At 43.3% G+C, this 13,857-nt stretch carries 12 protein-coding genes; 9 read left to right on the plus strand and 3 right to left on the minus strand.

Going from position 1 to position 13,857, the window contains the following annotated elements:
* The first annotated feature begins 5 nt into the window (after positions 1-5).
* Complete coding sequence (locus FN809_RS12355) at positions 6-1,595, plus strand: SulP family inorganic anion transporter (protein ID WP_142533841.1); 1,590 nt, start codon at positions 6-8, stop codon at positions 1,593-1,595.
* Positions 1,596-1,750: 155 nt separating this feature from the next.
* Here FN809_RS12355 and FN809_RS12360 read toward each other — a convergent pair whose 3' ends face one another.
* From FN809_RS12360 to FN809_RS12370, 3 genes are all read right to left on the minus strand, one after another.
* A complete protein-coding gene (locus tag FN809_RS12360; RefSeq protein WP_221929419.1) occupies positions 1,751-2,776 on the minus strand; it encodes a succinylglutamate desuccinylase/aspartoacylase family protein in 1,026 nt (341 codons plus the stop codon).
* A gap of 173 nt (positions 2,777-2,949) precedes the next feature.
* Positions 2,950-3,951, minus strand: coding sequence for a formimidoylglutamase (locus FN809_RS12365; protein WP_142533842.1), 1,002 nt, complete (start codon positions 3,949-3,951; stop codon positions 2,950-2,952).
* Between the two features lie 35 nt (positions 3,952-3,986).
* On the minus strand, positions 3,987-4,646 hold the full coding sequence (locus tag FN809_RS12370) for an AlbA family DNA-binding domain-containing protein (protein WP_142533843.1): 660 nt from the start codon (positions 4,644-4,646) through the stop codon (positions 3,987-3,989).
* A gap of 229 nt (positions 4,647-4,875) precedes the next feature.
* On the opposite strand from FN809_RS12370, the gene nuoE reads away from it, so the two are divergent.
* The 8 genes from nuoE to FN809_RS12410 all read left to right on the plus strand — a co-directional run bounded on the left by nuoE (position 4,876) and on the right by FN809_RS12410 (position 13,776).
* Positions 4,876-5,373: an NADH-quinone oxidoreductase subunit NuoE gene (gene nuoE / locus FN809_RS12375; protein ID WP_142533844.1), complete on the plus strand. Its 498-nt coding sequence runs from the start codon at positions 4,876-4,878 to the stop codon at positions 5,371-5,373.
* 6 nt (positions 5,374-5,379) lie between these two features.
* Complete coding sequence (locus tag FN809_RS12380) at positions 5,380-6,561, plus strand: NADH-ubiquinone oxidoreductase-F iron-sulfur binding region domain-containing protein (RefSeq protein ID WP_142533845.1); 1,182 nt, start codon at positions 5,380-5,382, stop codon at positions 6,559-6,561.
* A gap of 18 nt (positions 6,562-6,579) precedes the next feature.
* Complete coding sequence (locus FN809_RS12385; protein WP_142533846.1) at positions 6,580-8,367, plus strand: NADH-dependent [FeFe] hydrogenase, group A6; 1,788 nt, start codon at positions 6,580-6,582, stop codon at positions 8,365-8,367.
* A gap of 297 nt (positions 8,368-8,664) precedes the next feature.
* Entirely contained in the window at positions 8,665-8,919 is a 255-nt protein-coding gene (locus FN809_RS12390; protein WP_142533847.1) for an NAD(P)H-dependent oxidoreductase subunit E, read from the plus strand.
* 3 nt (positions 8,920-8,922) lie between these two features.
* Positions 8,923-10,776 (plus strand): [Fe-Fe] hydrogenase large subunit C-terminal domain-containing protein, encoded by a 1,854-nt coding sequence (locus FN809_RS12395; RefSeq protein ID WP_142533848.1) that lies wholly within the window; start codon positions 8,923-8,925, stop codon positions 10,774-10,776.
* Entirely contained in the window at positions 10,766-11,959 is a 1,194-nt protein-coding gene (locus tag FN809_RS12400) for a SpoIIE family protein phosphatase (RefSeq protein ID WP_142533849.1), read from the plus strand. Before FN809_RS12395 ends, FN809_RS12400 begins: the two co-directional genes overlap by 11 nt.
* Positions 11,960-12,405: 446 nt before the next feature.
* Positions 12,406-13,284, plus strand: coding sequence for a pirin family protein (locus FN809_RS12405; RefSeq protein ID WP_142533850.1), 879 nt, complete (start codon positions 12,406-12,408; stop codon positions 13,282-13,284).
* A 207-nt stretch (positions 13,285-13,491) separates the two neighbouring features.
* A complete protein-coding gene (locus FN809_RS12410; RefSeq protein WP_142533851.1) occupies positions 13,492-13,776 on the plus strand; it encodes a GNAT family N-acetyltransferase in 285 nt (94 codons plus the stop codon).
* Positions 13,777-13,857: the final 81 nt, after the last annotated feature.

Raw genomic sequence — 13,857 nt, forward strand, 5'->3', positions numbered from 1 at the left:
CAATAATGAAATTCAATTTTTCCTTTATCGATAAACGCCAAGTATCTGTCAAAGATGACATTATGGCGGGCATAACGGTGGCCTTAGCACTTGTACCCGAAGCGGTTGCCTTTGCCTTTGTGGCCGGCGTATCGCCCATTGTAGGCTTGTACGGAGCTTTTATGATGGGTATTGTTACAGCTATTTTTGGAGGACGCCCCGGCATGATATCCGGTGCTACGGGTGCACTGGCCGTTGTTATGGTTAGTCTGGTGGCCGAGGGAAATCAAATGGGAGGCGACTCCGCCGGACTGCAATATTTGTTTGCCACCATTGTGTTGGCAGGCCTCATTCAAATGACAGCCGGCATTTTAAAATTAGGTAAATTTATACGTATGGTGCCCCAATCGGTAATGATGGGGTTTGTAAACGGTTTGGCCATCGTAATATTTACCTCGCAGTTGGGTATGTTTAAAACCAACGGGGAATACATATCCGGATCTGCACTCTATGTGATGCTTGGCTTAGTACTGCTCACTATGGCCATAATGTATATCCTGCCCAAGTTCAGCAAAAAAGTTCCGGCAGCATTGGTTGCAATTATCGTTGTTTCGTGCATCGTAATATTTGGTGGAGTAGAAACCGAAACGGTACGTTCTTTTGTGATTGCAAAAGGTGGCACCGGTATTAAAGCCGGATTACCCAGCTTTAATGTACCCATGATACCACTTAATTGGGAAACGTTACGATTTATTAGTCCATATGCCTTTATTTTAGCTATGATTGGCTTAATTGAATCGCTTATGACACTTACCTTGGTAGATGAGCTCACCGAAACTCGGGGCAGCGGCAACCGCGAATGTGTTGCTCAGGGGCTTGCCAATATCACCAACGGATTTTTTGGTGGCATGGGTGGCTGTGCCATGATAGGACAAAGCATCATCAACATCAAATCGGGCGGTAGAGGTCGTTTGTCGGGCATTGTGGCTGCACTGGCTCTGCTCGGCTTTATCGTATTTGCCTCTACCTATATCGAAATGATTCCGATTGCCGCATTAGTGGGGGTAATGTTTATGGTGGTTATTGGCACCTTTGCATGGAGTACATTTAAAATCATCAATAAAATTCCCCTGGCCGATGTTATTGTTATCGTATTAGTTACTGTACTTACCGTGCTATTTGATTTGGCCGTAGCTGTTGCAGCAGGTGTAGTGGTTTCGGCATTGGTATTTGCCTGGGAAAATGCAGTTAAAATAAGGGTTTCGAATGTTACCGACCGGAAAGGAGTAAAGCATTATATTGTGCATGGCCCATTGTTTTTTGCCTCCACAACCTCCTTTATTTCTAAATTTGATGTTAAAAACGACCCCAAAGAAGTGGTCATCAGTTTTGAGGAATCCAGAATTATGGACCAATCAGCTATTGAAGCCATCAATAAACTGGCCGAAAGGTATCAATTGATAGGTACCAACGTACACCTGCGTTACCTTAGTGGTGATTGCGTTAAACTGATAAAAAGAGCTGAAAAAATATGCGATGTAAACATACTAAAAGACCCTGATTACCATGTAGCTATCGATGACTACCGTAAGAAAGTGGTAGACGCATCAATATAAATTATCTTTACTAGTACCTTAATTAACAGCGCCATCAGGAACCTGCCGTAATCGGGAGGTAAACACAATAGCCATATTAAACTTTACTTTGCAAACCCCGGTATTGCCTGGCAACACTCCGGGGTTTGTTGGTTTTAATAGGTAAGTACAGGTATTCAATCCACGTGCGTGTTCTCCTCAACACTAACATGGAATATGGCGTCGCCCTTATAAACGATAGGAGCGGTATTCACACCAAAAATATAGCCATTGAAGGGGGCATAAATTTTCTTCTCAAATTCGCCGTAAGGATCCGAAATCCTGCCTATGATTGCTTTGCGCTGCACCCGGCAACCATTATTTACCAGGGGCTCAAATATACCTGAATACGGGGCACGCAACCACTTGCTATCTTTTAAAACAATGGGCTCTTCCTCTATTTTTATTTCACCGTCTTGCATTTTCAGGTGTTTCATTAGGTTAAGCGTGCCCTCCACACCGCATTTAACAACCGACTGATCGAGTTGCAAGGATTTACCTCCTTCGAACAACAATATACTTTTCCCCATTTTATTGATGGTTTCCCGTATTGATTTGGCTATATAGTTTGAGTGTACTACAAATGGGGCTCCAAATATTTTGGCCAGTCTCACCATTTCGGTTTGTTTAAAATCGCACCTGATATTGGGATAATTATACCTGTTGCCCCCTCCCGTATGAAAATCCAGGATGTAATCGACCAGTGGAGCAATCTCCTCCGTAAACTTATGGGCAAACTGGCTTGCCAGGGAACCTTTTGCGGTACCCGGAAACATCCTGTTTAAATCCCTGCCGTCCGGAAATTCCCTTTGTTGGTTCAAATAACCAAAAACGTTAAATACAGGTATGCATATGACAGTACCACGGGTAGGTTTATTGATTTTTTTTCGGATAAGGTCACGAACAATAGCCACACCATTAATTTCATCACCATGTACCCCGCCCATCAGCAAAAGAACCGGCCCCTCACAGCTAGCCCGCTCCACAATTATGGGTATGCTTAAACTGTTTCGGGTGTGTAATTTAGCTACCTCCATCTCAATAACAGCGCTCTCGCCCAATTTTATTTCCTGCCCAAGTATTACAAATCTATCTTTACTATTTCCGTCCTGCATTTGCTTATTTTGCCATTCGTTTGTATGTTTTGTTTTAGCTGTAGGCATGGTTGCTGTATAAAATTTAAACTAGGAACTCAAACGCAATAATAATAACAAAAATAAGTACTTCATAATGCTTGGTGTTAGCTGGTTGTAAATGGGGAGTTACCGTCTGCGCCGGTCAGGCATCCACTACCAATAAAGAACTCATATTTAAATTGAGATGAAACAAAAAAAACTTAGCGTTCAATCACCCCCTTACAGAAAGCTTGCACCATATAGCTAAGCAACTTACCCACCAGTCTATCTTCCTGTCCATCACTGCGTTTATAAATCGCTTCGGCAAGGTGTAAGTAAGCAGCTCCCTTGTTTTTGCCACAATAGTATAAATAGTTTAAAGATTCCCTGGCAGAAATCCCCACAGGACTCCACGCACTGCTCAGCATATTTTGTACGCTATCTACATCTAATTCTACCCCAAATAATTCATCACTCACAAAATCAATGGCGCGTTGCTGGGCATTTTCCCACGATTCTTTTTTTCGCAGAAAAACATCCTCAAAAAAGAGGGGCAAAAAGTCCGGGTTAGTTCGTAATTCATTGGTACAATAATCGCTATTATAGGCCTCGTGCAAACCCAACATGGCATATCTTTTTAAAAACCCGGAATCATAGGCATAGCTAAAACCATTACCACTATGCCTTCCTTCTTTGGTTCTAAAATCGGTATGTGCATCTAAATTAATAGCATTAACTCCTTGTTTGAGTGCCAATGAACAGCCCTTAAGTATGGGAAAAGCATTGTTATGCCCTCCTCCGATAACGATTGGTATTTTACCGGCACTAACAATCATTTGAATAACCGGGCATACCCTATCATCCAAGGCCTGCGTCAAACTCCTCAACTCCTGAATGTTAGCATTTTGGCTTTCTTGCATCAATTGACACGTATCTACTTGTCCTAACAAAAAAAACTGTCTCCCATTTAAAGTCTCGGTATTTTGAATATTTACAAAGCTTTGCAAAAAAGAATGAAAAGCGGTGTAGGCACCGGCCATTCCATGATTAGCTCTGACACCTATATCCTCCGGAATTCCTACTATCACAAATTTCCCCCTAAAATTATTCAAACTACCATCATGCGATATGTCCATTCCTTGCCCCAGCTTTTCTTCGCCCTGACGATAAGCAATGAGTGAATTCACAAATTCCTTTTCTAATACCTGAATTGATGCCGTCATACTATATTGTATATTTAACCAAATATCTTTTCCAACTAATCCACTTTTTGCTTTTTACCTGCTTGTTGAGCTAAGGTATAATAAACCCCCTTTTCAGTAATGTGAATATTGATTATTTTCATACATAATAAACTCACCATTATTTTTTGCGCTCTGTAATACGATATACGTGCCTGCTTCTGAAAACGAGTCAGTGTAATGGATTCGTTAGTGGCCAGATAATTCAAAATATATTTTTCGGGCTCGTTTAACCGGAACAGGTTATTGCTGTTTTTTTTCTGCGCTTTCCAATAATCCAGTAATATTTTGTTGGCCAGTAAATTCTGGTCGTCCACCCTTACATAAACCATGGGTTTACCCTCCTTGTTGGGTGCGGTATGCGGTTTATGTGCACTTCTATGGATTTTTATTTCAAGAACCGTTTTACCCTCCTCCTCCCATTCGTAGGTTTCAAATGCTATCGGTGGCTTACAGTACCTTTGAGCTGCGGCCTCCACCATGTAAAACTCTTCCTCCGAAGCAACACCAACTACCTTTCCGTTGTCTTTAACGCCCAAAAGCAAGCTACCTCCATCGCTATTGGCAAAAGCAGCTAGTGAACGGGCAATTTTTTTAGAATCGTTAATGGCATATTTAAAATCTTGTTGTTGGTGCTCTCCTTCCGCTATTTTAACCTGCAACTGCTTATTTGTCATCACTCAATAATTTAAGGCAAAAATAAGGATTTTGTGCCTGTGCTACAAATCAAAGGTTAAAGTGTTGTATTTGTTTATTTAGTCTAAACACATATTGATTATCAGGCTTTAATGATTCATTTCTGCTGTAAAACATGACATTTGTTAGCTGCTTTTAAACGTGCTTTGATTAACTTATTGCTGAAATATTTCTTTATTGATTTTATCGTACTTCTTAAAAATATGCCTTATGACCGAAACTGTAAATCTTGTGAAGAGCCTGGCCGACAAGTACGGTCGATATCACGAAAGCTTATTACCCATTCTACAGGGAGTAGTTGAAAAGGAAAGCTACCTTTCAGAGGAATCTATGGTAGAGGTAGCACGCGAACTGGATATTTCGGCGGCGCGGGTCTTTGGAACAGCTTCCTTTTACTCTTTCCTGAACACCAAGCCCATGGGTCGGCATGTAATACGGGTATGTAAAACTATCACCTGCATGATGCATGGAAAAAACATCATGATTCAAGAGCTCGAAAAACAGTTGAAACTTAAGTTGGGCGAAACCTCGCACGACGGCAAGTTTACACTTTTAGAAACCAACTGCCTGGGACAATGCCACAAAGGGCCGGCCATGCTGGTTAACGAAACACCCTATACGGATCTCACCCCCGAAAAGATAAGAGATATAATTCAATCGTTAAAAAAAGACGATTTAGTGGACAGCACCTCCAACCCTTTAAACTAAAACGTTATGTCTAAAAAAAACCTAAAGAGATTAGACCTCATTTTCAAAAACGAACACGATGGCGAAAAAATACTGCTAAAAACATTGGCTCGCCCCTCACAGGAAATTGTTAATGATTTAATTATATCGGGACTTAAAGGCCGGGGCGGTGCCGGATATCCCACAGGGTTAAAATGGAAACTGGCTTCGGAAGCAAAGGGTGAGATGAAATATGTAATTTGCAATGCCGACGAGGGTGAGCCCGGAACATTTAAAGACAGAGAAATATTAAGTCAGGTACCCAATAAAGTTTTAGTTGGGATGGCAGTTTGTGCCAGGATAATAGGAGCCCATCAAGGCTTTATTTATTTGCGGGGAGAATATAAATTTTTAGTGCAACAGCTCAACGATGTTATTGACGATTTCCATGTTTGGATGAATAAAATGGGCATAGATTTTAGAGTAAAAATATTTTTAGGCAGTGGCGCTTATATTTGCGGCGAAGAAACTGCCCTCTTCGAAAGCATGGAAGGCTTCCGGGGTGAGCCTCGCAATAAACCTCCTTTTCCCACCCAATCGGGATACAGAGGTATGCCCACGGTAATTAACAATGTGGAAACATTGGCCCATACCTACTCCATTTTTAAATACGGCCCCGAGATGTTTAAAGATCTGGGGGTTCAGGATTCCAGAGGCTCCAAAGTTTTTTCGGTTTCGGGTGATACCCCCATACCCGGTATTTACGAACTTGAGTTTGGTATGTCGGTACAAAAATTTGTAGAGGACTTTGGCGATGGCGATACCAAGGCGGTGCAAGTGGGCGGCGCTGCCGGCTTTTGTGTACCCCGAAAAAGGTTTGCTAACACAAAAATTGGCTATCAGGGTAAACTCACCGGCGAGTCCTTACCCACCGGGGGATCCATGATGATTTTTAATTCCTCACGAAGCATGTATAACGTACTACACAACTACCTCGATTTTTTTGTAGAAGAGAGCTGTGGCCAATGTACTCCTTGCCGTGTGGGTACGCAACAATTATTGCTGGGTATTGAAGCAGTAAAAAAAGGAGAACGTCCCTCGGATTATTTAAATCGACTACTCGATCTGGCCGAAAATATGAGGGTGACAGCCAAGTGTGGACTGGGGCAGTCAGTGGCCAATTCTTTTTCGTCCATCGTAGAGAATTTTAAGGAAGAAATGATTTACTAATCGTTAAACACCAGGCATATGAACAAAGTAAACCTTAACATAGACAATATACAGGTGAGCGTGGAACGGGATACCACCTTATTGAACGCCGCCAGCCAACTGAAAATAAAAATACCTACTTTATGTTATCACGAAGATTTGTGTGTTGCCGGAAACTGTAGGGTATGCGTTGTTGAACAAGTGGGGAGCGATAGATTACTGCCCGCCTGTGCCACTCCCGTTTCGGAAGGCATGGAAATACGTACCAACAGCTTAAAGGTACGAAACGCCCGTAAAACCGTTATCGACTTGTTGGTATCGGAGCACAGGGCCGAGTGTACCCGTTGTTATAAAAATGGTAATTGCGAGCTTCAGCATCTTGCCTCCGAATACTTGATAGGTGAGGACAGTTATATCGATCTGGTTCCGCTGAAAGAATATACCATCGACTACTTTTCGCCTTCCATTATTAAAGATGACTCCAAATGTATCCGTTGCCAAAGGTGTGTGCGCACTTGCGACGAACTGCAAGCTATAGGTGCACTCTCAGTCGCCTATAAAGGGGAAGATATGAAGGTATCCTCCTTTTTTGAGAAACCTATGTACGAGGTAATCTGTACCAATTGCGGACAGTGTGTGAACAGATGCCCCACAGGAGCGCTGGTAGAGCATAATTACATCGACGAGGTCTGGGCTGCCATTAGTAATCCCAATAAACATGTGGTGGTTCAAACGGCACCTGCCGTACGCATTGCCTTGGGCGAAGCCCTGGGCATGCCTGCCGGTAAAATTGTTACAGGCAAAATGGTGAGTGCTTTGCGTCGCATAGGATTCAATTCAGTGTTGGATACCGACTTTACGGCCGACCTTACCATTATTGAGGAGGGCAACGAACTACTGCATCGTTTAAAAGCTGCTTTGGTTGACAAGAACCCCGATGTTCATTTGCCCATGACCACGTCCTGCTCACCGGGATGGGTTAAATACATCGAACACATGTACCCCGAGTATCTGCCTAACGTTTCAACCGCCAAATCACCACAGCAAATGTTTGGTGCCCTGGCAAAAACCTATTATGCCAAAAAAATGAATATCGAACCCGAAGATATGGTATCGGTATCGGTAATGCCCTGTACTGCCAAAAAATATGAAGCCAACCGCCCCGAGATGCATTCCAGTGGATATAAAGATGTAGATCTGGTGCTGACAACACGCGAGCTGGCCAAAATGATTCAGCAGGCAGGCATCGATTTTGAAGCACTGGAAAACGAAGAGTTCGATTCTTTTATGGGTGTTTCATCCGGAGCCGGGGTTATTTTTGGAGCCACGGGAGGTGTGATGGAAGCCGCTCTGCGCACCGCCTACGAAGTGGTAACCGGACGCGAAGTACCTTTTAAAGGTTTAAACATAACCCCTGTGCGTGGCATGGACGAAGTAAAAGAGGCTACTATTAAAATAGAGGACGCACTACCTGAGTGGGACTTTTTAAACGGTGTAGAATTAAAAACTTGTGTTGCACACGGATTGGCCAACGCTAAAACGGTAATGGACAAAGTAAAAAAAGGTGAAGCAAGTTATCATTTTATTGAGATAATGGCTTGCCCCGGTGGATGCCTGGGTGGAGGGGGACAACCCATACCTACCAACGCCACCATACGCCGGCAGCGTAGCAAAGCCATTTACAGGGAGGATGTAGGAAAACCTATCCGAAAGTCACACGAAAATCCTGAAGTAGTGAAACTTTACAAAGAATTCCTGAAAAAACCCCTGGGCCATAAGTCGCATGAATTGTTACATACCAGCTATATCGGAAGGAATAGGTATTAGATATAAATCATCGTAAAAAAAGGAATCAGATGGGCTGGGTGTGGAATTCCCATAGGGGTAATATCTCTACCGTTGTTTTATCCCGGTAGGTTCCGTCCCACTCTGGGAAATATGCACTTTAAAATTTCTACACCAATTGGCTGTCTAACGGACTGTGGGTGATTAGTTTAGATTACGGCCAATTGTATGCCTTCATAATTAATTTTGCAGGTATCATTATGCCAGGGGCACATTGCAAATATCACAAATCTGTAAAATATGTTTATCTTTATTATGTGGGCTTAAAACTTATACGATATGCAAAACGAACATACCATTACCATATGTCTGGGTAGCTCTTGCTTTGCACGGGGCAATAAGGAAATTTTAAATATCGTTAAAAGGTTTTTATCGGTGCACGAATTAGAGGAGTTGGTGTTTTTTAGGGGCGAATTGTGCAGCGGTAATTGCGAAAATGGCCCTATCCTAAAAATAGACAATGCGATGTACAGTCAAGTCAATTCCAATAATGTATTTCAGATATTGAACGAATACTTTAACGTAAACCACTAAGGTATGGCACAACTAATCAAAGGAAATAAGGATAAATGCAACCTTAGTTTCACCTGTATCAGAGTATGCCCGGCAAAGGCCATAAAAATTGCCGATAACTATGCTAACATTATGCCCGACAGGTGTATAGGTTGTGGCAATTGCGTGGTGGTGTGTGCCCAAAAAGCCATTAGTTTCCGCAATCAGGTGGATACTGTGCGTAAAATGTTGAATAGTGATGTTAAGGTGGCCGCCATATGCGACCCCGCCATATCGGGCGAATTCGACGATATATCCGACTACCGTAAGTTTGTAGCCATGATACGTGAGCTGGGTTTTAGCCTGGTGAGCGAAGTGGCATTTGGTGTTGATTTGGTTGCGCAGGAGTACAAAGAGCTGCTGGGCGATTTCCACGGTAAATACTACGTTAGCACGCATTGTCCGCCGGTTCGCTCGTACGTAGAAAAATATCGCCCCGGGCTGGTGGATAACCTGGCTCCCATCGTACCCCCATTTGTGGCCATGGCCAAGGTGATGCATAAAAAATATGGCAGCGATGTTAAAGTGGTGTATATTAGCGCTTGTGTGGCGGCCAAAGATGAAGCTATGGCTTTTGCCCATACCGATGGTAAAATCGATGCAGTAATTTCCTTTCAAGAACTCCGAGCCATGTTTAAAGAGGATGACATTAATGAAGCCTCGGTAGAATACAGCGACTTTGATCCACCCGTAGGACGCAAAGGAGGTTTATATCCCATCAACCAGGGATTATGGCAGACGGTAGATATGCAACAAGACTTACTGAATACCAACATCATATCTGTTGATGGACGAAATAATTTTTTGGGCTCCCTCAAAGAGTTTTCTGCCCATACTAACCTTAACCAAAACCTCGATCTGTATTATTGCGAGGGTTGTGTCATGGGGCCGGGCATGTCGCCCGGTGATAAAAAGTTTTTGCGTCAGTCTAATGTTGTCCGGTATGTAGAAAAACGCCTTAAAGTAATTGACAATACACTATGGGAAAAGGATATGAAGGAATTTAAGGACATTGATTTGAGCCGTAGCTTTAAAATAACCGACCGTAGACTCCCCCAACCCTCGGAGCAGGAAGTTCAACGCGTATTGCATGATATGGGCAAGAGTAATGTAGAGGACCAATTAGGTTGTGGCGCCTGCGGCTATCCCAGTTGCAAGGAGTTTGCAGTGGCCTACTGCCAGGGGCTCACCAATTTTGAGATGTGCTATTCCTACTCCTTAAAAACCTTGCACACCTACATCAATAAGGTTCACGCTGCTAACGAAAACTTAAAAAACACCAAGGAAGCCCTTAAAGAAAGTGAGGAAAAAGCACGCAAGGAAGAGCTGGCAGCCCGCGAGGCCGCAGAAACCATTACCGCCATGCTCAATAAAATAAGGGCAGGTATTGTTATGGTTGATGCCAGGCTGAATATCATCGAAGCTAATCTGAGCTTCGTGAATATGATGGGCGAAGATGCTAAACAGCTTAACGAGATAATACCCGGATTAAAAGGAGCCGACATCAATACCTTTCTCCCCTTTGGTGCCATGTTCAGTACGGTATTGCAAACCGGACAAGAAATCATCAATCGCGACACCACTCAGGACGATGTCATACTAAACGTATCGGTGTTTACCATTAAAAAGCATCAAATTGTTGGTGGTATCATCCGCGACCTTACCGCACCTGAGGTCCGACGCGAAGAGGTCATCAATCGGGCACGTTCCGTTATCCGCGACAATCTGCAAACAGTGCAGCAAATAGCCTTTTTGCTGGGTGAGAGCGCTTCAAAAACCGAAAAAGTATTAAGCTCCATCATCGAAGCACAAAAATTGGGAGACAGCCATGGAGGTTAAAGAACCAGATTTTTTTCTCGACATCGACTGCCAGCAAAATAACCATTTTGGCGAATACATCTGTGGCGATGTGTTTCTTTCCCGCCGAATCAAAGAGGATGCACGCACCATTGTGGTTCTTTCGGATGGAATGGGCAGTGGCGTTAAAGCCAATGTGCTGGCCACCCTAACCGCATCCATGGCCGTCAACTTTACCGTGGAACACAAAGAGGTGCAGCGAACAGCCGAAATTATAATGAACACCTTACCGGTATGCAGCGTGCGTAAGGTGAGCTACTCTACTTTTACCATCATTGATATCGACGATGAGGGAAGCACTACCATTGTGGAGTACGACAATCCTCGTTGCCTTATTATGCGCAGCCATCGTCCGTTCGATCCGGGATGGAACGAGATTACCCTCGATAGTAAACGCAACAAAGGAAAAAAACTACATACCTGCCATTTTCAGGCCCGCAAGGAGGACCGGATATTTTTTTGGTCGGATGGCATTGTTCAATCGGGTATGGGTAGCAAAACACTGCCCTTTGGCTGGGGACGCGACGAAGCCGAACTGTATGTGATTAAAAGTGTTAAAAACACCCCATTTATCGCCTCGGCCAAACTGTCGCGCAAAATTGTTAATATGGCTTCACTCAACGATGGAGGCAGCCCGCTGGACGACACTTCCTGCGGCATTATCTATCTGCGCGAACCACGCAGACTCCTGTTTGTAACAGGGCCCCCTTTCGATGAAAAAACAGATGTAGACTTTGCCTTGAAAGTACAACGTTTTGGTGGAAAAAAAATAGTGAGCGGAGGAACAACAGCCGAAATTATAGCTCGCGAACTGGGTCTGAAATTTTCCTCGGGGCTTGATATGTCCGATCCGGACCTGCCCCCTACTGCACAAATGGAAGGTATTGATTTGGTTACCGAAGGAATACTCACCTTGGGCAAGGTAGTGCGGATAATGGAGCATTTTGATAAAAACAGCACCCTTGGCAAAGGACCGGCAAATCAAATTGTAAAGCTTTTTTTAGAGAGCGACAAAATACAAATCATCAATGGAACACGCATCAACGTAGCCCATCAGGACCCCAGCTTACCTGTAGAGCTCGAAATACGGCGCACCGTGGTCAAACGTATCGCCCACCTGCTCGAGAGTAAGTTCCTGAAAGAAGTTTCAATGGAGTATATATAGTGCATTTAAGAAAACCCGGTATTTTTTGAGTGGCTCGATAAAAAAGCAACCAACGCAAATGCCGTCATCATGCAGCCACAACCTGGTTTTAGGAAATGTAGGAAAGTTTACAATAATCGACAGCTCACCTGATTGTGCCGCATCCCTTCCCGCATAACCGGCTTCACTGAATTGCAGAGGCTTTTTACTATCGGTAAAAACCTGGGTTCTTCCTCCACCGAGTGCCACCCTAAGTAGCGCCAGGAGTAATCCTCAAGCTTCAAATCCCACCCAAAGCCGCCCCACTCCAAGCCTCAATAGAACAAAGCTCAAAGTATTATGTTATTGAGATAAAACATTTAAAGCACAAGTAAGATGGAACAGGGCCCTTAATGGCCGGTTCTATCATACTCCTGAATTTGAAGGAGCCAATCGAATACCAATAAAGAACAAATATTTGTAATAAGATGAAAATAAAAACAGTAGAACAAGTTGTAAGCCCCATGCAACCGCATTTTGTGGGCGATGGCTTTCGGGTTCATAATTTTATCCCCAGCGTTAAGGGCTTAAGCATGCAGAGAATGGATCCATTTATACTGATGGACTATAATTCCAAATTTTTTTTCCCGCCAGCCGACAAACCAAGAGGAGTTGGCGTTCACCCCCATAAAGGCTTTGAAACGGTTACCATAGCTTATCAGGGAAAAGTAGCTCACCACGATAGTAGTGGCGGCGGTGGTGTAATAGGCCAGGGCGATATTCAATGGATGACGGCCGCAAGCGGTGTGTTGCATAAAGAATATCACGAAGAGGAATGGAGTAAGCAAGGGGGCGATTTTCAGATGGTGCAACTTTGGGTAAACCTACCAAAAAAAGACAAAGAAAGTACACCTAAATACCAAGCTATAAAACACAGCGATATCAAGTGCTATCAACTGGAAGGTAAGCAAGGTGAAGTTAGGGTTATAGCCGGCGAATACAAAGGTGTGTTAGGCACCGCCTCTACTTTTACACCCATTCACATGTTCAATGCAAAACTAAAAAAAGAGGGCACAACTGACTTTACGTTCCCTGCCAATTATAACACAGCACTGTTAGTAATTGAAGGCAGCATAACGATAAACGATAACACTAAAGCACCCACCAACCATTTTGTGCTCATGGCCAACGATGGCGAAAAATTTAAAATAAAAGCTACTGATGATGCATTAGTACTGGTTTTAAGCGGGCACCCCATCAACGAACCCATTGCAGCTCAAGGTCCTTTTGTGATGAATACGAAAGCAGAGTTACAACAGGCCTTCCATGATTTCAACTCCGGCAAATATGGCTATTTGGAAGATTAAAGCAACAACGCTTTCACCACTCCTTTTAGCCTGCCCTATTCATAAAATCTACGGATAGGGCAGGCTAACGATATTATCTGCAATATTCCATCATTTTTCATATCTTTAATGCTTATGAAATTTGGTTTTTTGATAGGGTCAGGAATAAGATGGGGTCAGGAATAAGTTATAAGAACCAGTACTAAAAACATCTAAATGCATAACACTATGGCAAAGATAAAACATGAGGACAATGGTAAACAAGGACGCTTTGTAATTTATGAAAAGGACATTTTTGCAGGCAAAATGACTTATACCTGGGCCGGAGAAACTCAATTTATTATTGAGCACACCACCGTGGAAGCTAAGTTTACCGGTAAAGGTCTGGGTAAGCAAATGGTAATGGAGGCGGTAAAATTTGCGCGTAAAAAGAAGGCCAAAATTACCGCCCGATGCTCTTATGCTGCCAAAGTACTTGAATCCGACGACAGCATAAATGATGTTAGGGGATAAATTACTATTCTCAATGGGAGTTTAATTTACATTATGTAGGAACTAAGTCATGGTTGAAAGATACAAGCAACTCATAACTCC

This window comes from Saccharicrinis carchari, assembly GCF_900182605.1.
Lineage (GTDB): Bacteria > Bacteroidota > Bacteroidia > Bacteroidales > Marinilabiliaceae > Saccharicrinis > Saccharicrinis carchari.